Here is a 19945-nt window from a genome sequence, read left to right on the forward strand (position 1 = left end):
TGCCGGGGGCTAGAGCAGTCCCTGCTCTGCCAGCACCTGGCGCAGCACCTCCACCTCACTGGCCTCGGCACGCACGAGCGGCAGCCGTACGGTCGCCGTCGGGATCCGGCCCTGCAGCTCCAGAGCCTCCTTGGCCATGACGGCGCCCTGACCGCCTCCCATGATGGCGGCCGTCAGCGGCCGCATCCGCTGGGCGACAGCCCGCGCCCCGGGCATGTCCCCGGCGTCGACCTCGGCCACCATCTCACGCCAGGAGTGCGCGTCAGCGTGGGCCACCACGGAGACCACACCGCTGGCCCCGTGCGCGAGCCAGGCGAAGTTGAGGCCGTCATCCCCGGAGTAGTAGGCCAGCCCTGTAGCGGCCATGCGGCGGAAGCCCTGCTCAACGTCGCCGGTAGCGTCCTTGACGGCGAGCACCCGCTCGTGCTCGGCCAGCCGGGCCAGGGTGTCGTCCTCGATCCTCACCCCGGTACGGCCAGGGATGTCGTAGACCATGACAGGCAGGTCGGTCGCCTCGACCACGGCCATGATGTGCTGGTAGACCCCCTCCTGGCTGGGGCGGTTGTAGTAGGGGGCGTTGACCAGCAGCCCCTGCGCCCCGGCCTCCTGGGAGCCGACCCCGATGCGTACGGCGTGGGCGGTGTCGTTCGAGCCCGCACCGGCCACGAGCATGGCGCGTCCGGCCAGGGCGTCACCCACCTCGCGCAGCAGGGTCTGCTTCTCCGGCAGGTGGGTGGTGGGCGCCTCCCCCGTCGTCCCGGCCAGCAGGATCATGTCGGCCCCGTCCTCGACGAGGCTGAGGGCCAGGGCCTGGGCGGCCTCGACGTCGATCGAGCCGTCGGGGTGGAAGGGGGTCACCATCGCGACGCCGACGGATCCGAAGGGGCGGGAAAGTGGGGTGCTCATAGGCTGAGTCTAGCCGCAGCCTCGGGCCTGGGACCGGGCGCGCCCCATCCTGAGGCCGGTTCCGGACCGATACGCTCAGGTCCATGAGCCCCCGCCACAGCCACGACCTGCCCTCGGTCTTCGACACTGACCCGGCCGCCGGCCTGCCTCACGCCCAGGTCCCGGGAACCGAGCAGCCTGCTGGCTTCGTCCGGCCGGCCGTGCCCGAGGACCTGGAGGCCATCGGCCGGGTACACGCCGCCGCCATGCTGGCGTCCCTGCGCCATGCCCACGCTGTGGCCCACTCCGGCACGTCGCTGCCCGCCGGCGTCGAGGCCATGATCGCTCCGGCCGTACTGACCACCGGCTGGGAGCAGGCGGTCACCGAGCCCGCGGCCACAGGTCACCACGTCCTGGTGGCCACGGCCGGGCAGGAGGTCGTGGGACTGCTGGCCCTGGCCCCCACCCAGGGCCAGGCCGTGGACGACGACGGCGAGGCGGCCGGAGCCGAGCCGGAGCCTGCCGCTGAGGTCACCGCGCTCGGGGTCGACCCGGCTCACCAGCGCTGCGGCCACGGGTCCAGGCTGCTGGCCGCGGCCAGCGACCTGGCCCGTGCCGACGGCGCCCGTGTGCTGCTGGTATGGGTCGTGCGCGGGGACGGGTCACTGGCAGGGCTCCTTCAGGCCTGCGGGCTGGAGCGCACACCCTCCTGGCGCGAGCTCCCGGTGGGCCAGGGCGTGGTCGAGGAGTGCTGGGCGGCGTCGCTGGCATAGCCCTCATCGGTGCCATAGGCCGCCTTCGTCGCCCCCGCATCCCGTATCTCGTGTCCCGTATGGCTGCCGTGTCCCGTGTCGCTTTCTACTCGGAACAGTCGCTTTCAACGCTGCGCGGAATGAGAGCGACTGTTCCGAGTAGAAAGCGACGTGATCGACCGGCCAGGCGATCGATTGGCCAGGGCGACAGGTCGCCAGCGTCTACAGGTCCAGCAAGGGCTCCAGGCCGATGGTCAGCCCACCTCGTCCACCGACCTGGCGCACGGCCAGCAGCACACCGGGCATGAAGCTGACACGGTCGAAGGAGTCGGTACGGATCGTCAGCTGCTCACCCGGGTTGCCCAGCACGACCTCCTCGTGGGCAGTGAGTCCCTGCAGGCGCACCGCGTGGACGTGGACGCCCTCGACCACGGCGCCGCGTGCCCCCAGCGGGTCGGTCGTCGTGGCATCCGGCATCGCCGGGCACCCGGCGGCTGCGCGGGAAGCCGCGATTCCGCGGGCAGTGGCGACGGCCGTGCCCGAGGGGGCGTCCACCTTGCCCGGGTGGTGAAGCTCGATGACCTCCGCAGAGGCGAAGTAGGGGGCTACCTTGGCCGCCAGGCTCATGGCCAGGACGGCGGAGAGGGCGAAGTTCGGGGCGATGAGCACGCTGCGCCCGGCTGCCTCCGGGCTGGCCAGGTGCTCGCGGACCCGGTCGTAGGAGGCCTCGTCCCAGCCGGTGGTGCCCACGACGACGTCGAGCCCGGCGTCGAGGAGCGCGTGGACGTTGGCCTCGGTCGTGCTGGGGACCGTGAAGTCGACGGCGACCTCGGCCCCACCCAGGGCGGCCGGGACGATCTCGTCACCGGCGTCCAGACGCGCGACTAGTGTCAGGTCCTCAGCGTCCTCGACCGCCTGGCAGACGGTGGATCCCATGCGCCCGCAGGCACCGATGACGGCAACAGCAATGCTCATGGCCCCAGCCTAGCCAGAACCCTGTCTCAGGACTCAGGACCGACCAGCACCCGGGCGCGAGGCTGGTCCAGCAGCCACGCTGCCAGGGACTGGATGTCCGCGCCTGAGACCGCCTCCAGGCGCCGCAGGTTTTCTGCCATGGAGCGCAGGCGCCCAGTGGTGACCTCACCGCGTCCCAGCCGTCCCATCCGGGCCAGGGAGTCTTCTCCCCCCAGCACCATCGAGCCACGGATCTGGGCGCGGGCACGCGCCAGCTCACGGTCCGTCACGCCGTGGGCTGCAAGCCTCTCGAACTCCCCCACCATCACCGTGCAGACCTCATCGACGTCACGCGGCGCGCACCCAGCGTACAGTCCGAAGGCCCCGGCCCCGGCGTAGGAGGTGTCGAAGGCGTAGGTGGTGTAGGCCAGCCCCCGCTTCTCACGAACCTCCTGGAACAGGCGTGAGGACATGCCCCCGCCCAGGATCGTGGTCAGCACGCTCATTGTCCACCGCCGCTCATCCCGGGTCGCGATTCCCTGGCAGGTGAGGTAGACGTGGGACTGCTCCGAGTCCCGGTCGATGGTCACATCCTGGACGTCCAGTGAGGTGAAGGGCTCGGTCTCGAAACGACGAGGGCGCGGCACAGCCTCAATCGAGCAGTCCCAGCCGGCGGCGGCCAGGTCACCCAGCACCCGGTCACACATCTCCTCGTGGTCCACCGCGCCAGCGGCGGCGACCACGAGCGTGTCCGAGGCGTAGGTGCGCTGGTAGTGCTCCCACACCGCGTCGCGTGGTATCGCGGTCACGGTCTCGTAGGTCCCACCGATCGGCCGCCCCAGCGGGGTGCCGTCCCCGAAGGCCGCACGGGCGAAGGCCTCCTGTGCCACGTCCTGAGGGTCGTCAGCGGCGTCGGCGAGCTCAGAGACGATGACGCCCCGCTCGGTCTCGACCTCGGCGGGGTCCAGGAGGGAGGAGGTGACCATGTCGGTCAGGACGTCCAGGGCGGTGCCGGTGTCCTGTCCCTGGACGCGGGCGTAGTAGGAGGTGTGCTCCTTGGAGGTCGCAGCGTTGGACTCCCCGCCGATCATGTCAAAGGCCTCAGCGATCTCACGTGCGTCACGCCTGGCGGTGCCTTTGAACAGCAGGTGCTCCAGGAAATGGGTGGCTCCCTCCTGTCCAGGGATCTCGTCGCGACTGCCCACCCCGAACCACATGCCGATGCTCGCCGAGCGCAGGCCCGGCACCGACTCGGTGATGACACGCACGCCCCCGGGCAAGATGGAACGGCGCAGGGCGGCGCCGTCGTCAACAAGGTGCAGCTCGGTACCGGGAGCGCCAGCGGCTCCGCGCTCGAGAGCGACCTCGGTGTAGGTGGCGGCAGCAGGTGCTGTGGAGGAAGACGTCACCGCATGAGCCTAGCTGCGCGCCGGTACGCGGCTGGGGCCGGGTGAGGTGGAGTCCCTCACCCGGCCCCAGCCGGATCACGTCCGTGCCGCAGCGCGGCTCAGCGTCTCACTCCTCCTCCGAGGACTCCTCGGCGGTGCGGTTGCGACGACGACGGGGACGACGCTCTCGACGCTCCCCCTCCTCACCGCGCTCGGAGCGGCGGGGGCGGCGCTCTCGACGCTCGCCCTCCTCCTCGCCGCCGCGGGAGGCCTTGGCGTCCTGCTCAGCGGCGAGCTGCTCGTCGGACAGCACCGCGTGCAGGGAGAGCTTGCCACGCTGGTCGATCTCAGCGAGCTCGACCTGGACCTTGTCACCCACGCCCAGGACGTCCTCGACGTTCTCCACGCGCTTGCCACCGACCAGGCGACGGATCTGGGAGATGTGCAGCAGGCCGTCCTTGCCCGGGGTCAGCGAGACGAAGGCCCCGAAGGTCGTGGTCTTGACGACCGTACCAATGAAGCGCTCGCCGATCTCAGGCATCTGCGGGTTGGCGATGGCGTTGACCGCGTCGCGGGCAGCCTCGGCAGAAGGACCGTCGGAGGCACCGATGTAGACGGTGCCGTCGTCCTCCACCGTCAGGTCCGCACCGGTGTCCTCCTGGATCTGGTTGATCATCTTGCCCTTGGGGCCGATGACCTCACCGATCTTGTCCACCGGGATGTGGACGGTGAGCACGCGCGGCGCGGTGGGGGCCATCTCATCAGGACCGTCGATGGCCTGCTCCATGACGTCCAGGATGAAGAAGCGGGCGTCACGTGCCTGGCCGAGCGCGCCGGCCAGGACCTCGGAGGGCAGGCCGTCGAGCTTGGTGTCCAGCTGCAGGGCGGTGATGAACTCACGCGTACCGGCAACCTTGAAGTCCATGTCGCCGAAGGCGTCCTCGGAGCCGAGGATGTCGGTGAGCGTGGCCCACTTGGTCTCGCCGTCGATCTCCTCGTGCATGAGGCCCATGGCGATACCGGCCACGGGAGCGCGCAGCGGTACACCGGCGTTGAGCAGGGAGAGCGTGGAGGCGCACACCGAGCCCATGGAGGTCGAGCCGTTGGAGCCCAGGGCCTCGGAGACCTGGCGGATCGCGTAGGGGAACTCGTCCCGGCTGGGGATGACCGGCACCAGAGCGCGCTCGGCGAGCGCTCCGTGGCCGATCTCGCGGCGCTTGGGGGCGCCCACGCGACCGGTCTCACCGGTGGAGAAGGGCGGGAAGATGTACTGGTGCATGTAGCGCTTGTGCGTGATCGGCGACAGGTCGTCGATCTGCTGCTCCATGCGCAGCATGTTGAGGGTGGTCACGCCCATGATCTGGGTCTCGCCACGCTCGAAGATCGCCGAGCCGTGCACGCGGGGCAGGACCTCGACCTCGGCGCCCAGGGTGCGGATGTCCTTGAGCCCACGGCCGTCCATACGGACGCCCTCGGTCAGGGTGCGGTGACGCACCAGCTTCTTGGTCACGGACTTGAAGGCCGCCTTGAGGGCCTTGACGTCCTCGTCCGCTCCGAGCTGCTCAGCGAGGTCCGCCAGCACCGCGTCGCGCACGGCGTCGGTGGCCAGGTCGCGGGCCTGCTTGCCCTCGGTGGCGATGGCGCCGGCCAGGTCGTGAGCGGCAGCCGCCTTCTCCACGGCCTCGTACTGCTCGTCGGAGTAGTCGAGGTAGAGCGGGAACTCGGCGGTGGGCTTGGAGGCGTGCTTGGCGACCTCCAGCTGGGCCTCGCACAGGGCCTTGATATGAGGCTTGGCAGCCTCCAGGGCCGAGGCGACGACGGGCTCGGTGGGGGCTGTCGCGCCAGCCTGGATCAGGTCCCAGGCGTTCTCCGTGGCACCGGCCTCGACCATCATGATGGCGACGTCGCCGCCCTCCAGCACACGACCGGCCACGACCATGTTGAAGGTGGCGCGCTCCAGCTCGGAGTAGCGGGGGAAGGCGACCCACTGACCGTCGATGAGAGCCAGGCGGGTGCCAGCGACCGGGCCAGCGAAGGGCAGGCCCGCGATCTGGGTGGACATGGAGGCGGCGTTGATCGCCAGGACGTCGTAGGCGTCGTCAGGGTGGATGGCCAGCACCGTCTCGACGACCTGGACCTCGTTGCGCAGACCCTTGACGAAGGAGGGGCGCAGCGGGCGGTCGATGAGCCGGCAGGCGAGGACGGCGGAGGTGCCGGCGCGGCCCTCGCGGCGGAAGAAGGAGCCTGGGATGCGGCCGGCAGCGTACTGGCGCTCCTCGACGTCGACCGTCAGCGGGAAGAAGTCGAACTGGTCCTTGGGGTGCTTGCCCACCGTGGTAGCTGACAGGACGGCGGTCTCGCCGTCGAGGTAGGCCATGGCGCTTCCGGCGGCCTGCTTGGCCAGGCGTCCGGTCTCGAAGCGGACGACACGCTTACCGAAGGAGCCGTTGTCGATCACGGCCTCGGCAGCGGTGACCTCGGGGTCATCGATGAACATCTGTGATGAGTCTCTTTCTCTCGATCAGGGGCGGGCTCGTGGCCTTCGATCGAGGCCCACGGAAGGCAGCCGGCTGGTCGCCGCGCGTCCGTCCGGAGGCCACCACCGAAAACCGACGGCATCCGCCCGTGCCTGCGGGCGTCAGGACCACGCGTACGCGGGTACTGGTGCAGGCACTGTGATCCTATCGTGAGCCGGGCCCCAGTGCCGGGGAGCACGACGTAGGCCCCGTCACCTCACAGTGACGGGGCCTACGTCCGAGCCGGGAAACCGCTCAGCGGCGGATACCCAGGCGGGCGATGAGGGAGCGATAGCGCTCGATGTCCTCCTTCATGAGGTAGTCCAGGAGGCGGCGACGCTTACCGATGAGCAGGTAGAGGCCGCGACGCGAGTGGTGGTCGTGGGTGTGGGTCTTGAAGTGCTCGGTGAGGTTGGAGATGCGCTCGGACAGAACGGCGATCTGGACCTCCGGGGAGCCCGTGTCACCCTCGTGGGTGGCGTACTCGGCGATGATCTGCTTCTTGCGCTCGGGGGAAACCGACACGGTCGCTCCTCTTTCTCGTTGCGCGGAGCGCCGGGGCTGGTTCTCCCGGGCATGACACGTCCGCGGCCGATCGACGGCCCGACCACGATACCAGCGCCCGCCCCGAGCAGCCCCGGTCAGAGGCCTCGTACAGCTGTGGGAAGCCGCACAGCACTGTCAGGGCTCAGGCCGTGACGTCCTCGGGACGCACCGGGGACGGGACAGGGACACCCAGGACACGAGCCGCGTCGGCGACGTCGGCACGCATCTGCGTCAGCAAGGGCTCCAGGGCGTCGAAGGCGAGCATGGGCCGCAGGCGGGCCACCAGCTCGATGACGACCACCTCACCGTAGAGGTTGAGATCCGCCCGCCCCAGCACGTGTGCCTCGACCGTGCGCTCAGGGACGTCGTCGAAGGTGGGGTTGGTACCGACCGAGATCGCTGCGGGAAGACGCTCCTGCCTCGCGCCCGAGCCGTCCCCGCCGCCGGGCGAGCGCACCAGCCAGCCCGCGTAGACGCCGTCGGGAGGCACGACCCCCGCCGTGGCCGCCTGCAGGTTCGCGGTGGGGAACCCCAGCTCGCGCCCACGGCGCAGACCGTGGACCACGGTGCCACGCAGCCGATGGGGACGCCCCAGGACCTGCGCGGCCGCCTCGACGTCGCCCGCCTCGATGAGCTCGCGCACCCAGGTCGAGGACCAGCGTCGTCCGCTGGGCGCCAGGACGTCACGGACGATCTCGATCTCCAGGCCGTCCTCGCGACCGATACCCTCCAGGGTCGCGGCGTCGCCGCTGTTGCCCCTGCCGAAACGCACGTCGTCACCCACGACCACGGCGCGTGCGCCCAGCAGCCCCTCCAGCCACTGACGGACGAAGCCCTGCGGGCTCTGCTGCGCGAAGTCGAGGGTGTAGTGGACCACGAGGACCGCGTCCAGCCCCGTGGCGGCAAGCAGCTCCAGACGGTCCGCCAGGGAGGCCACCATCGGCAGGTGCGACTGCGGACGGTGGACGAGGACCGGGTGGGGGTCGAAGGTGAGTGCGACGGCGAGCGGAGCCTGACGGTCCGGCTGCAAGCCAGCCAGGTCCCGGGCACGCTGGACCACTCGCCCCAGGAGGGCGCGGTGACCACGGTGGACGCCGTCAAAGACACCCACCGTCACCACGCTGCCGGGTCCGCCTGGCGCGCTCAGCGCCGGCGGCACCTGCTCCGGCCCGTACCAGACCTCCACCGCGCTTCCCCGGTTCCAACGCAGCCGGCCGGTCAGTGCCCGCCGCAGCCGCAGCCGCCGCGACCTCCACCGTGACCGCGCCCACCACAGCCGCAGCCGCCGCCCGCTGCGGCGGCCGAGACGTCACGCAGGCCCAGGACGTTGCCGGCCTTGCGACCGGGGACGACGCCGTCCCCCTGGTAGCCCTCGCCCAGCGGCTGGACGGCCTCAGGTGCCGGGGCACCGACCTCCTCACGCCTGCCGTGCCCGCCGCAGCCGCATCCCTGGGACTGCTGGGGCTCGTTGGTGGTCTGCTCGCTCATCGTCTCTCCTGTCACGACTGCCCTGCACTCAGCTCGTACCGCCGGAAGGGGTGAGGACGAGCAGGGGCCGGGTCCGGTCCTTGGCCGAGGTCAACAGTGCCACGACCTGCCCGTCCGGCGCGAACCCCGCAGCCACCCCGCCCGTGCCGCCGGCCTTGGAGACGACGGCACGGGGCGGCACGACCGCACGCCCCATCACCCCCACGGGCAGGAGCTGGCCGTAGCCGACCGCACGAGCCTCAGCCTCCGACAGGCTGACCACGGGGAAGCAGCGGCGTGCGACCTCAGACAGCGACAGGGTCGCCATCCCCTGAGGCCGGTCGGCGGCAGCGTCAGCCTCGACCAGCCCAGCCAGCCGCTCAACGGTCGCGGCCTCACTGACGTCAAAGGGGCCGACGACGGTACGACGCAGCGCCGTCAGGTGCGCACCGCACCCCAGCGCCACCCCGAGGTCCCGTGCCAGAGCGCGCACGTAGGTGCCCGAGGAGCAGGAGACCGTGAGGTCCAGGTCGACCACGACCGTGCCGTCACTCGCCCGCTCCTGCCGCAGACCGCCCTGGCGGGTCAGGGAGTGGATCGTCACCGGCCGGGCCGGCAGCTCGACGTCCTCCCCCCGGCGCACACGCGTGTAGGAGCGCACGCCGTCGACCTTGATGGCGGAGACGGCGGAGGGCACCTGCATGATCTCCCCCGTCAGGGTGTCCAGCGCAGGCTCCAGGCACTCAGCGACCTCAGCGGCTCGCGCACCCCGAGCGCGCACCACCTCGCCCTCCGCGTCCTCGGTGACAGTCTCCTGCCCCAGGCGCACCGTGGCCCGGTAGGCCTTGTCCGCTCCCACCAGGTAGGTCAGGAACCGTGTAGCCCGTCCCACCCCGAGCACGAGCAGGCCTGTGGCCATCGGGTCCAGGGTCCCGGCGTGTCCTACCTTGCGGGTCGCTGCCATGCGGCGGGTCATCGCGACGACGTCGTGGCTGGTGACCGCGGCGTGCTTGTCCACGAGCACGATGCCGTCGGCGGCAGTGGCACCGCCACGAGGAAGGTCCCAGCGTCGGGGGGTGGCCGCAGGCGCCTGAGGACGAGCGGGACTCACTCCTCCCAGCCCTCAACGACCGCGGGCTCCTCGTCATCGTGCCGGTAGGGGTCGGCGTCACCGGCGTAGGTCGCCCCCGCCGTCGCGCGCGCGATCTCCTCGTCCTTGGCTCGCGCCTGGGCCAGGGCGTCCTCGAAGGTCTTGGCCTGCGTCGGCAGCGCGTCCGGCTGGAAGGTGATCGAGGGCGTCAGACGGATACCGAGCGCCTTGCCGACCTCGGAGCGGATCAGGCCCGTGGCCGAGCGCAGCGCGGCGGCGGTGTCGCGGCGCTCTCGCTCAGAGCCGTACACGGTGTAGAAAACCGTGGCCTGCTGCAGGTCACCGGTCACGCGCACGTCCGTGATCGTGACGAAACCCAGACGAGGATCCTTGATACGCCCCTGCAGGAGCCTGGCAACGGTCTGGTGGATGCGGTCAGCGACCTTGCGGGCACGTGCTGCGTCTGCCATCGGTGTTCTCCTTGCACGAGGTTCCCAGTCGGCCGGGAGGCCGACTGTCCCGCAGGCTGCGGGCAGCAGATTGTCTCAGATCCGCGCCCGCTCAGCCCGGGCACCGAGCGAGATCACACCGCTTGAGGGAGCTACACAAGAGATCTTTATTTACCGGATTTATCCGGTAAATATTACCGTCTCCTCACCCCCTCCCGAATGGCCACCGATGTCCCCCTTCCTCACGGCGTCGTCTACGTCACCCTCATGATCGCGACCGGAGCCTGGCGCTGGAGGAGGACACGGTCCTGGCCTGGGGCCGTAACGACGCGCCCCTGTCCCCGATGCTCGGCGCGCCGCTGCGTATGCGCTGCGAGTCCGCCCACGGATACAAGATGGTCACGTGGGTACGCTCGGTGACCGTCATCCGTGACTATCGCGAGGTCAGTGACGGCATGGGAGGCACTCGCGAGGACTCCGGGTACCAGGACGTCGACGCCCGCATCTAGGAGCGAGGTCGAGGCCAGCGCCCGGCCGAGATCTCCTCGTGGAAGACCGCCCAGGCTATGAGGAGCTGGAGGACCGGTGAGACGAACTGGACCAGGCCAGTGGCACGCTGTCGGGTGGCAGCTTCGGCTGGGCTCACCCGCATACGGTACGACGACGGCGCTGTCACCTCCGTGGGAAGGTGGCAGCGCCGTCGTCCTCAGGCTGAGTCAGCCAGCCCGACTGGGCACGCCGTCAGTCGCGCGGCTTCTCGCGCATCTCCCAGGTCTCGATGACGTCACCCTCGGCGATGTCCTTGAAGCCCAGGTTGATACCGCACTCGTAGCCCTCGCGAACCTCGGTGACGTCGTCCTTCTCGCGGCGCAGCGACTCGATGGACAGGTTGCCGTCCACCACGACACCGTCACGCACCAGGCGGGCCTTGGTGCCCCGCTTGATGATGCCGGAGCGCACGATCGAACCGGCGATGGAGCCGAACTTCGAGGAGTGGAAGACCTGTCGGATCTCGGCGGTGCCGAGCTCGACCTCCTCGTAGACGGGCTTGAGCATGCCCTTCATCGCAGCCTCGACGTCCTCGATCGCGGAGTAGATGACTGAGTAGAACTTCATGTCCACGCCCTCGCGGTCGGCCAGCTCGGCCACCCGCTCGGCGGGACGGACGTTGAAGCCGATGATGACGGCGGAGTCGACCGTGGCCAGGTTGACGTCGTTCTGCGTGATGGCACCCACGCCACGGTGGATGATGCGCAGGGCGACCTCCTCGCCCACGTCGATCTTGAGCAGCGAGTCCTCCAGGGCCTCGACCGCACCCGAGGAGTCTCCCTTGAGGATGAGGTTGAGGGTGTCGACCTTACCCTCCTTGAGGACGTCGGTGAGGTTCTCCAGAGACACACGCTTGCGGCGCTTGGCCAGGAGCGCGGCGCGCTCAGCGGCCTCACGCTTGTCCGCGATCTGACGTGCGGTCCGGTCGTCGGGCGCGACGATGAAGGAGTCACCGGCGCTAGGCACGTTGGTCAGGCCCAGGACCAGCGCGGGGCTGCCGGGGCCGACCTTCTCCAGGGCGTCGCCATGCTCGTTGAACATGGCACGCACGCGACCGTAGGCGCTGCCGGCCACGATGGGATCACCCACGTGCAGGGTGCCGCGCTCGACCAGGATGGTCGAGACCGCGCCACGGCCCTTGTCCAGCTTGGCCTCGATCGTGACGCCTCGGGCGTCGGAGTCGGGGTTGGCCCGCAGGTCCAGCGCAGCGTCAGCCGTCAGCAGCACGGCCTCAAGCAGCTCGTCGATGTGCAGGCGCTGCTTGGCCGAGATGTCGACGAACATCGTGTCGCCGCCGTACTCCTCGGGCACGAGACCGTACTCGGTGAGCTGACCACGGATCTTGTCCGGGTTGGCGCCCTCCCTGTCGATCTTGTTGACCGCGACCACGATCGGCACACCGGCCGCCTGGGCGTGGTTGAGCGCCTCGACCGTCTGGGGCATGACGCCGTCATCGGCAGCGACCACGAGGATGGCGATGTCGGTGACCTCGGCACCACGGGCACGCATAGCCGTGAAGGCCTCGTGACCGGGGGTGTCGATGAAGGTGATCCGACGGTCCTCGTCGTTCAGGTGCACGCGCACCTGGTAGGCACCGATGGACTGCGTGATACCGCCGGCCTCTCCGGCCACGACGTCCGTGGACCGGATGGCGTCCAGCAGCTTGGTCTTACCGTGGTCGACGTGGCCCATGACCGTGACCACCGGGGGCCGCGGAAGCAGGTCGGCGTCGTCGAGCTCGGCCTCCTCAGCCTGCAGGTCGATGTCGAAGGACTCCAGGAGCTCGCGCTCCTCGTCCTCGGGCGAGACGATCTTGACGTCGTAGCCGAGCTCGGCACCCAGCAGGGCGAAGGTGTCCTCGTCCACGGACTGGGTGGCCGTCACCATCTCTCCCAGGTGGAACAGGACCGTCACCAGGGCCGCGGGGTTGGCGTTGATCTTCTCCGCCAGGTCCGTCAGGGTCGCGCCCTGACGCACCCGGACAGGCGTGGAGCCGTCACCGCGGGGAACGATCACGCCGCCGATCGACGGCGCGCCCTGCTGCTCGAACTCCTGCCTCTTGGCGCGCTTGGACTTGCGTCCGCGCTGGCTGGAGCCACCGCGCCCGAAGGCTCCCTGCGTGGAGCCACGGCCACCGCGGCCTCCGCGAGGACCGCCACCGAAGCCGCCGCCGGGACGGCCTGTGCCACCACCGGCGCCACCGCGACCGCCGCCGCCCGAGCGTCCACCACGGCCGCCCTGGCCCCCGCGAGCCGCGCCGGGGCGGGCGACCGAGGAGTGGCCGGGCATCATGCCGGGGTTGGGACGAGGACCACCGCCGGGGCGGGGACCGGGACGCGCTCCGCCCTGGGGACGAGGACCGCCGTTGCCAGCCGTCTGCGGGCGCGGGCCGCCGTGGCTGCCACCGGGGCGAGGTCCGGGACGTGGACCGCCCTGGGAACGAGGACCACCGGAGCCGCCCGGACGGGGCATGCCCTGGGAGGAGGCGAAGGGATTGTTGCCTGGGCGCGGCGCGCCCTGACCTCGCGAGGCTCCCTGGCCGCGTGAGGACCCCTGGCGCTCACCGCGCTCAGAGCGCTGGCCACCACGCCCGCCGGGGCGGGGCATGCCCTGGGAGGAGGCGAAGGGATTGTTTCCTGGGCGCGGCGCACCCGGGCGCGGGCCCGGAGTCGGCGCACCCGGGCGCGGGCCCGGGGTCGGCGCCGCCGGGCGCGGGCCCGGGGTCGGCACGTGGTCACCGCGGCTGGCAGGCTCGCTAGGAGCCTGGAAGGCCGGGGCGGAGGGCCTGGCGGCCGGCTTGGGAGCCGCCGGCGCAGAGGCTGCCGGGCTCGAGGCCTGCTCAGAGGGGGTCTGAGCAGGGCCAGGCCTGGCCGCGCCCTGCTCGGCAGAGGTGCTGGGCGCCGGCTTGCCGGGGGCAGCAGGCTTCGGGGCACCCTGGCGCGGGGCAGGCTTGGCTGCCGGGGACTTGGGTGCGGAGGATCCGGAGTCCTTGCCCGCCAGGGAGGCGGACTGCTCGGCAAAGTGCTCGCGGACCCGGCGAGCGACGGGGGGCTCAACCGCCGAGGAGGCCGCCTTGACGAACTCTCCCTGGTCCTTGAGCCAGGCCAGGATCACCTTGGAGGTGATCTTCTTGCCAGTGGGGTCGAGCTCCTTCGCGAGCTCGTGAACGCGTGGTTTAGCCACTTTTCTCCTGTCCGGTTGCCCACCCCGGATCAGGGTGGGCGTCAGTTGAGGCAGCTCATCGCTGGGTACTCATCGGGTGCCCATCGGCTTCCTACCCGCCTTCTTCATCGGTCGTTGTCGCGGCGCACGTCCGGTGCGTCGCTCGCGCGCCCTGTCTCGCCGTCCTGGCTGACCCAGGAGGCGATCCACTCACGCACGGGAGCCGCATCCAGCGGCTCACTGGTGCGCAGCGCGCGCCCGAGGGCTCGTCTGCGCTCGGCCAGCTCCAGGCACGCGGGGTCCAGGTGGATCCACGCTCCTCGCCCTGGCATAGCCGCCCGGGCGTCGACGCGGAGCTCGCCGTCGTCGATCACCAGGCGCAGCATCTGCGCCCGGGGTCCCTGAGCACGACAACCGACACAGGTCCGTTCAGGCACGTGTGAGAGGTGCTTCACCGTCTCGCCGCGTCCTTCCCGTCGTGTCAGTGGCCCGGGACCACTGGTGACCTCTCGAGGTCACCAGAGCCGCTCAGGGTCCTGAGCAAGTCTAGCCGCAGCAGGGCTCAGGCATCCTGCTCGGCAACTGAGGGGCCTGTCACGTCGTCGGCGCGAGAACCGCGCCCCGGGACCACCTCGCCGCTCTCGGCGTCAGCGTGGATGTCGATCTTCCAGCCGGTCAGTCTCGCGGCCAGACGGGCGTTCTGCCCCTCCTTGCCGATCGCCAGGGAGAGCTGGAAGTCCGGAACCACCGCCTTGGCGGTCTGGTCCTCCATGGACTGGATGTGTACCGAGGACACGCGCGCCGGGGACAAGGCGTTGGCGATGAAGCGGGCCGGCTCGTCGGAGTAGTCGACGATGTCGATCTTCTCCCCGCCCAGCTCCGCCATGACGGCGCGCACACGCTGCCCCATCGGGCCGATGCACGCCCCCTTGGCGCCCAGGCCCCGCTGACGCGAGCGCACGGCCATCTTCGTGCGGTGGCCTGCCTCGCGAGCCACGGCCATGATCTCGACGTCACCGGAGACCAGCTCGGGCACCTCACGCTCGAAGAGCTGACGCACCAGCCCGGGATGGGTGCGCGAGAGGATGATCTGCGCACCCTTGGGCCCACGAGAGACCTCGGTGACGTAGGCGCGGACGCGGTCGCCGTGGCGGTAGCGCTCACCGGGCACCTGCTCGTGAGGAGGCATGATCCCCTCGTGCTCCTCGTCCAGGCGCACGTAGACCACGCGCGGGTCGCGGCCCTGCTCCACGGTGCCGGAGATGAGCTCACCGGCCTTGTCCTTGAACGCCCCCAGGACCTCGAAGTCGCGACGGTCCTGGATGCGCTGGACGATCACCGAGCGGGCTGTCGCCTGCGCGATCCGGCCGAAGTCGTCCGGGGTGTCGTCGAAGTACTCGCCCGTGGGCTGGTCCTCCTCGTCCACCTCAGGAGCCAGCACCGCCATGTGGCCGCTGCGCCGGTCGATCTCGACGTGCGCACCACGGATGGCGCCGGGAACCTTGGCGTAGGCGCCCAGGATCGCGTCCTCGATGGCAGGAAGGAGGTCCTCAAGGTCGATGCCCAGCTCCTGGGCGGCACCTCGCAGCTCCGGCATGTTGATGTCCATGGTGTCCTCTCTCGTCCGCGTGCCTGCTCAGAAGACGACGACCATCCGGGCCTCGATGAGGTCCGCGTAGCCGATCGTGTGCTCGCTGCCGTCGACCTCGATGGTGACGGTCTCCTCGTCCGCACGGAGCACGGTACCGGTCAGGGTCTGCTCCGCCGTCACCAGACGGGCGTCGTGGCCGGTGGCGCGGCGGAAGGTACGGGGCGTGGTCAGCTCGCGCTCAGCCCCGGGGCTGGTGACCTCCAGGGTGTACTGCCCCTTGACCGGGTCGGCCTCGTCCAGGGCGTCCGAGACGGCCTGCGTCGCCTCGGCCACGGTGTCCATGTCCAGGTCACCCGGTCCGTCAGGCAGGTCGACGACGACGCGGACGGTGGAGTACCGGCCGGCGCGAGTGGTCTCTACCCCTTCCAGGAACAGGCCTGCCTGCTCGACCACGGGGGTGAGCAGCTGCCTGAGCCGCTCGGTCGTCGCAGTTGACGGCGTGTCTGCCATGGGGTCCCTTCCAGGTCGTCGTTCGTGTCACCAGCCGTGCGCGCAGGCGCCCAGGGGCGTCCACGGGCGTGGCCAGTACGACTCATGCTACCTGGCCGTGCCAGGATCACCGTGTGAAGCCTGCACACCTGCTGTCCTCCCCCGCCCTGTCGCGTCCGGCACGCGCTGGCCTCGCCCTCACCCTCGCCGGCGCCCTGCTGGCTGGCACAAGCGCCTGCGACCTCAGGCTGGGCCACGGAGCCCCGGCCACGCTGCCCACGGCCTCGGCCGCCGAGGCCACCCGGGACGCGCTGGCGCGCCAGGCCGCCCTCATCTCCTCAACGGCCCAGGTCGTCTCGGCCTCAGGACAGGCCGAGGCTGCTTCCCAGGCCGCTCGGCTCATCGAGGACGCCGACGTCCAGGTCCAGGCGCTGGGCGGAGTGTGGCAGCCGTGGCCGAGCCCGGCCCCCACCCCGCTTCCAACGACGACGCCCGTGCCCACGGCCCCGTCCTACGCCACCCCCGGTGACCTGCTGGACTCGCTCGTCGCCGGCGCGCAGCAGGCTCACGAGGCGGCCCTCCAGGCTCCTGACGCCGCTGCCGCCCAGCTCTACACCGCCCTCACCGTCTCCTGGGCCACGGCGGCCAGCCAGCTGGCGACGCCCCTGGGCCAGTCCGAGGCGACCTGGCCGACCGGTGCCGCCCGACAGGTATCGACGGTGACGACCACGCTGGACGCTGACCTCCTGCAGGCCTATGACGCTGCCCGCTACGCGATGGAGGAGGTGGCGGCACGGTCCGCCGACGCCCGACGCTCCCGGGCCCAGACCGACGCCGCCTACGCCGACGACGTCGTCAACGCCTCGATCGCGCTGGGGGGCACCGACTCACGGCTGGCTGCCTACGCCGCCCCGGCGTCCGACGGCTCAACGAGCACTGATGTGGCCTGGGCCCAGCAGGCCTGGGTGAGGGTATGCGAGCAGGAGATCGTCTCGCTGGGTGCCCCTGGCTTGTCCCAGAGGGCTGCGGCCATTGATGCCGCAATCGACGCCGGCCTACGCGCCCAGGCCTGGGGCGCGCCGCTGCCCGCCCTGCCCGGCTATGACGCCTGACAGGGCGGGGCGGTGCTACGCTCTCGGGCTGGCGCAGCGCCCCTGGGTTAGCACCGGGCGGGTGTGACGGTCACAGCACTGAGGAAGACCTGCTGGTTATTGCGGCAGATGTTGCCCTTACCGCTCGGGATCGGGTTGGTGTAGGTGATGGTCAGGGAGGTCACCGACTCCCCTGAGACCGTGTAGGTGACGTCACCGCGAGTCGATGTCTCGGCACTGATCTCTGACACCGCCTCCCTGTCCCACTCGGGCTCGACCGCAGGACGCGCCTCCACGGTGGACGTGCCGCTCCCCGTGACCGCGACGAAAGCCGGGTCCTTTGCCTGCGCCTGGATCTTCGCCCCGTCAACCGACACTGTGACGACGTCTATGTAGCTGGTATCAACAGGAAAGTCCCGTAGCCGCATGGCGTCGATGTCGTGGATGGTGAACGAGACCTCTGACATCGGCTTCGGGAAGGTGATGACGACGGTCTCACCGGCGGAGTTGATCCCACAGGTGCCCAGGGCCAGCCAGGTACCCGGGATGGCCGTAAAAGACGTGATGACGCCATTGGTGTAATCGTTCTGTCGTCCCGGATTCTGCCGATGGTCGTCAAGGGTCTTGCCGTTGAGCGTGATCGACGCGCTCGCCGCCATCCCGCTGCCGGTGAGCGGGATAGTCGTCTGCTCCTTCTTCGTGTTCGTCCACTGCAGCGTGGTCGGGTCGCAGGCGGACAACGCCGCAGCGGGTGCCGCGGGTGCTATCACGATCGCGGGCGCGGCCCATGAGGCCCCCTTCATCACCGTTCGTCGCCTCATCCCCTCAGTCATCGCGGGGCACTCCTCTCGTGATACGAGCAAATAACAGTCCACCCCCACAGAGAGGGCGCTCTGATCATTCACCCCGCCCCCCCCCCCGCAACCCCAGACGAGATTCTGGGTCCCAGATCACATATGCAGCACCCGTGCCCCCCCCCCGCCGAGCACTGCCTTCCTTCGCCTTCCCCGCACTACGTGGCTAGTCATCACGCGTCTTGAGACCAGCCGCAACAAAACAGCCAGGCCGGTGGAGGCAGCACCCGAGGTGCTGCCTCCACCGGCCTCAGTCCTTGTTCTTCCGTCCCCCCGGACTCCGTCAGCGACCAGGTCGCTCGGCGCTCATCAGGGCCTCACGCACGGTCCGCTCCACCTCTGCGGCGGCGTCGGCCACGGCGAGGGAGCGCCGCTCGCCGCTGCGACGGTCACGGATCTCCACCGTGCCCTCCTTGGCCAGGTCACGGCCGACGACGAGCGTGTAGGGAACTCCGAGCAGCTCGGAGTCAGCGAACTTCACGCCCGCCGAGACCTTACGACGGTCGTCGTAGAGGACCTCAAGGCCCGCAGCGTCCAGCTCCCCGGCCAAGGCCTGGGCGGTTGCGAAGACCTCCTCGTCCTTGCCGGTGGCCAGGACCTGGACGTGGTAGGGCGCGACCTGGATCGGCCACGCGAGCCCGCGCTCATCGTAGTTGGCCTCGGCCAGCGCAGCCATGACGCGGCTGACACCGATGCCGTAGGAGCCCATGGTGACCACGCGCGCCTTGCCGTTCTCGTCCAGCACCGTGAAGCCCAGCGCCTGGGCGTACTTGCGGCCCAGGGCGAAGATGTGACCGACCTCGATGCCGCGCTCCAGGTGCAGGGGGCCAGAGCCGTCAGGGGCTGGGTCCCCCTCGCGGACCTCGGCGGCCTCGATGGTGCCGTCAGCCTCAAAGTCGCGTCCCTTAACCAGGTGCAGAACGTGCTTCTTCGGCTCGTTGGCGCCCGTGACCCAGCTCGTGCCGTCCACGATGCGGGGGTCAAGCAGGTAGCGCACGGAACCAGTGAGGACCTCGTTGCCGTCCGCGTCAGTCTCGGTGCGGCGCAGCGGGGAGTTCGGGCCGATGGCCTCCGGGCCGATGTAGCCAGGTACCAGCTCGGGATAGGCCTTGAAGTCCTCCTCGTTCGCCATCTCGACCTCGGCGGGGGCCACTGCCGCCTCCAGGCGCTTCATATCCACCTCGCGGTCACCGGGCACGCCGACCACCAGCAGCTCACGCTCGCCGTGGGGGTGGATGAGTGTGACGACGACGTTCTTGAGCGTGTCCGCAGCCGTCCACTCCCGCCCGTCAGGACGCGGGTAGGCGCGGTTGCACAGCTCTACCAGGGAGTCGATGGTCGGGGTGTCGGGGGTGTCAACCACCTGGGGCGCGGGCTCGGCAGAGGCGTCCACGGGCTCGGGCACGGGGGTGGTGACGGCCTCAGCGTTAGCCGCGTAGCCGCCGTCGGAGCGCACGAAGGTGTCCTCGCCGATCGGTGAGGGGTGGAGGAACTCCTCCGAGTGGGAACCGCCCATAGCCCCTGCCATGGCGTTGACGGGCACGTACTCCAGGCCCAGGCGGCGGAAGATGCGCTCATAGGCGTCGCGGTGACGCTGATAGGAGGCGTCCAGGCCGGCGTCGTCGACGTCAAAGGAGTAGGAGTCCTTCATGATGAACTCGCGACCGCGGATGAGGCCTGCGCGCGGGCGGGCCTCGTCACGGTACTTGGTCTGGATCTGGTACAGGGTGGCGGGCAGGTCCTTGTAGGAGGAGAACATGTCCTTGGCCAGGAGCGTGAACATCTCCTCGTGGGTGGGGGCCAGCAGGTAGTCCCCGCCCTTGCGGTCCTGAAGCTTGAACAGCGTGGGACCGTACTCGTCCCAGCGGTTGGTGGCCTTGTAGGGCTCGGCCGGCAGGAGGGCCGGGAAGTGGACCTCCTGGCCGCCCATGCAGTTCATCTCCTCACGCACGATCGCCTCGATCTTGCGTACCACGGCCTGTCCCAGCGGCAGCCAGGTGTAGATACCCGGGGCGGTACGGCGGATGTAGGAGGCGCGCACGAGCAGCTTGTGGCTGGCGACCTCCGCGTCAGCGGGGTCCTCGCGCAGGGTACGGATGAAGGCGGTTGAGAGAGTCTGAAGCACGGGGCGATCCTACGTGGTCCCAGGACCTGGCTCTCGC

19 protein-coding genes are annotated in these 19945 nt (G+C 70.2%); 3 read left to right on the top strand and 16 right to left on the bottom strand.

The window, feature by feature from the left end; all coding sequences use genetic code 11:
- Positions 1 to 9 precede the first annotated feature (9 nt).
- Positions 10 to 906, bottom strand: a complete 897-nt coding sequence (gene dapA / locus HRL51_RS07570) for a 4-hydroxy-tetrahydrodipicolinate synthase (protein ID WP_172120906.1) — start codon at positions 904 to 906, stop codon at positions 10 to 12.
- An 83-nt stretch (positions 907 to 989) separates the two neighbouring features.
- Between dapA and HRL51_RS07575 the strand changes: the two genes are divergently transcribed.
- On the top strand, positions 990 to 1658 hold the full coding sequence (locus HRL51_RS07575) for a GNAT family N-acetyltransferase (RefSeq protein ID WP_172191080.1): 669 nt from the start codon (positions 990 to 992) through the stop codon (positions 1656 to 1658).
- Positions 1659 to 1859: 201 nt separating this feature from the next.
- On the opposite strand, the gene dapB is transcribed toward HRL51_RS07575, so the two are convergent.
- The 8 genes from dapB to rbfA all read right to left on the bottom strand — a co-directional run bounded on the left by dapB (position 1860) and on the right by rbfA (position 10068).
- A complete protein-coding gene (gene dapB / locus HRL51_RS07580; protein ID WP_172191082.1) occupies positions 1860 to 2612 on the bottom strand; it encodes a 4-hydroxy-tetrahydrodipicolinate reductase in 753 nt (250 codons plus the stop codon).
- 26 nt (positions 2613 to 2638) lie between these two features.
- Positions 2639 to 4000: a M16 family metallopeptidase gene (locus HRL51_RS07585; RefSeq protein ID WP_172191084.1), complete on the bottom strand. Its 1362-nt coding sequence runs from the start codon at positions 3998 to 4000 to the stop codon at positions 2639 to 2641.
- Between the two features lie 106 nt (positions 4001 to 4106).
- Positions 4107 to 6476 (bottom strand): polyribonucleotide nucleotidyltransferase, encoded by a 2370-nt coding sequence (locus tag HRL51_RS07590; protein ID WP_172191086.1) that lies wholly within the window; start codon positions 6474 to 6476, stop codon positions 4107 to 4109.
- 274 nt (positions 6477 to 6750) lie between these two features.
- Entirely contained in the window at positions 6751 to 7020 is a 270-nt protein-coding gene (gene rpsO / locus HRL51_RS07595; protein WP_172120911.1) for a 30S ribosomal protein S15, read from the bottom strand.
- A gap of 163 nt (positions 7021 to 7183) precedes the next feature.
- A complete protein-coding gene (locus HRL51_RS07600) occupies positions 7184 to 8227 on the bottom strand; it encodes a bifunctional riboflavin kinase/FAD synthetase (RefSeq protein WP_172191088.1) in 1044 nt (347 codons plus the stop codon).
- A gap of 32 nt (positions 8228 to 8259) precedes the next feature.
- Positions 8260 to 8529, bottom strand: a complete 270-nt coding sequence (locus tag HRL51_RS07605) for a hypothetical protein (RefSeq protein WP_172120913.1) — start codon at positions 8527 to 8529, stop codon at positions 8260 to 8262.
- 28 nt (positions 8530 to 8557) lie between these two features.
- On the bottom strand, positions 8558 to 9619 hold the full coding sequence (truB, locus tag HRL51_RS07610; protein WP_172191090.1) for a tRNA pseudouridine(55) synthase TruB: 1062 nt from the start codon (positions 9617 to 9619) through the stop codon (positions 8558 to 8560).
- Entirely contained in the window at positions 9616 to 10068 is a 453-nt protein-coding gene (rbfA, locus tag HRL51_RS07615; RefSeq protein WP_172191092.1) for a 30S ribosome-binding factor RbfA, read from the bottom strand. The genes truB and rbfA overlap by 4 nt, the downstream gene beginning before the upstream one ends.
- A 269-nt stretch (positions 10069 to 10337) precedes the next feature.
- On the opposite strand from rbfA, the gene HRL51_RS11750 reads away from it, so the two are divergent.
- Positions 10338 to 10556: a molybdopterin-dependent oxidoreductase gene (locus tag HRL51_RS11750; protein WP_280528715.1), complete on the top strand. Its 219-nt coding sequence runs from the start codon at positions 10338 to 10340 to the stop codon at positions 10554 to 10556.
- Here the strand turns inward: HRL51_RS11750 and HRL51_RS07625 are convergent.
- The 5 genes from HRL51_RS07625 to HRL51_RS07645 all read right to left on the bottom strand — a co-directional run bounded on the left by HRL51_RS07625 (position 10553) and on the right by HRL51_RS07645 (position 15859).
- Positions 10553 to 10693 (bottom strand): hypothetical protein, encoded by a 141-nt coding sequence (locus HRL51_RS07625; protein WP_194256517.1) that lies wholly within the window; start codon positions 10691 to 10693, stop codon positions 10553 to 10555. The genes HRL51_RS11750 and HRL51_RS07625 overlap by 4 nt on opposite strands.
- 95 nt (positions 10694 to 10788) lie before the next feature.
- On the bottom strand, positions 10789 to 13779 hold the full coding sequence (gene infB, locus HRL51_RS07630) for a translation initiation factor IF-2 (protein WP_172191094.1): 2991 nt from the start codon (positions 13777 to 13779) through the stop codon (positions 10789 to 10791).
- Between the two features lie 104 nt (positions 13780 to 13883).
- A complete protein-coding gene (locus tag HRL51_RS07635) occupies positions 13884 to 14213 on the bottom strand; it encodes a YlxR family protein (RefSeq protein WP_172120917.1) in 330 nt (109 codons plus the stop codon).
- A gap of 107 nt (positions 14214 to 14320) precedes the next feature.
- Positions 14321 to 15367 (bottom strand): transcription termination factor NusA, encoded by a 1047-nt coding sequence (nusA, locus tag HRL51_RS07640; protein ID WP_172120918.1) that lies wholly within the window; start codon positions 15365 to 15367, stop codon positions 14321 to 14323.
- Positions 15368 to 15394: 27 nt separating this feature from the next.
- Complete coding sequence (locus tag HRL51_RS07645) at positions 15395 to 15859, bottom strand: ribosome maturation factor RimP (protein ID WP_172120919.1); 465 nt, start codon at positions 15857 to 15859, stop codon at positions 15395 to 15397.
- 113 nt (positions 15860 to 15972) lie between these two features.
- Between HRL51_RS07645 and HRL51_RS07650 the strand changes: the two genes are divergently transcribed.
- Positions 15973 to 16950, top strand: a complete 978-nt coding sequence (locus HRL51_RS07650; protein WP_172191096.1) for a Tat pathway signal protein — start codon at positions 15973 to 15975, stop codon at positions 16948 to 16950.
- Between the two features lie 47 nt (positions 16951 to 16997).
- On the opposite strand, the gene HRL51_RS07655 is transcribed toward HRL51_RS07650, so the two are convergent.
- Both HRL51_RS07655 and HRL51_RS07660 read right to left on the bottom strand, forming a co-directional pair.
- The gene (locus HRL51_RS07655; protein ID WP_172191098.1) at positions 16998 to 17762 is read right to left on the bottom strand and encodes a hypothetical protein; all 765 of its coding nucleotides are present in this window, start codon (positions 17760 to 17762) and stop codon (positions 16998 to 17000) included.
- Positions 17763 to 18066: 304 nt separating this feature from the next.
- The gene (locus tag HRL51_RS07660; RefSeq protein WP_172191100.1) at positions 18067 to 19908 is read right to left on the bottom strand and encodes a proline--tRNA ligase; all 1842 of its coding nucleotides are present in this window, start codon (positions 19906 to 19908) and stop codon (positions 18067 to 18069) included.
- Positions 19909 to 19945: the final 37 nt, after the last annotated feature.

This window comes from Actinomyces faecalis, from assembly GCF_013184985.2.
Taxonomy (GTDB): Bacteria; Actinomycetota; Actinomycetes; order Actinomycetales; family Actinomycetaceae; genus Actinomyces; species Actinomyces faecalis.

What these genes read in the sequence shown, in the direction of transcription:
- dapB (WP_172191082.1), bottom strand. Translation starts at nt 2,612, where the DNA reads ATGAGCATTGCTGTTGCCGTCATCGGTGCCTGCGGGCGCATGGGATCC.
- HRL51_RS07590 (WP_172191086.1), bottom strand. Translation starts at nt 6,476, where the DNA reads ATGTTCATCGATGACCCCGAGGTCACCGCTGCCGAGGCCGTGATCGAC.
- rbfA (WP_172191092.1), bottom strand. Translation starts at nt 10,068, where the DNA reads ATGGCAGACGCAGCACGTGCCCGCAAGGTCGCTGACCGCATCCACCAG.
- nusA (WP_172120918.1), bottom strand. Translation starts at nt 15,367, where the DNA reads ATGGACATCAACATGCCGGAGCTGCGAGGTGCCGCCCAGGAGCTGGGC.
- HRL51_RS07645 (WP_172120919.1), bottom strand. Translation starts at nt 15,859, where the DNA reads ATGGCAGACACGCCGTCAACTGCGACGACCGAGCGGCTCAGGCAGCTG.
- HRL51_RS07655 (WP_172191098.1), bottom strand. Translation starts at nt 17,762, where the DNA reads ATGACTGAGGGGATGAGGCGACGAACGGTGATGAAGGGGGCCTCATGG.
- HRL51_RS07575 (WP_172191080.1), top strand. Translation starts at nt 990, where the DNA reads ATGAGCCCCCGCCACAGCCACGACCTGCCCTCGGTCTTCGACACTGAC.
- HRL51_RS07605 (WP_172120913.1), bottom strand. Translation starts at nt 8,529, where the DNA reads ATGAGCGAGCAGACCACCAACGAGCCCCAGCAGTCCCAGGGATGCGGC.
- dapA (WP_172120906.1), bottom strand. Translation starts at nt 906, where the DNA reads ATGAGCACCCCACTTTCCCGCCCCTTCGGATCCGTCGGCGTCGCGATG.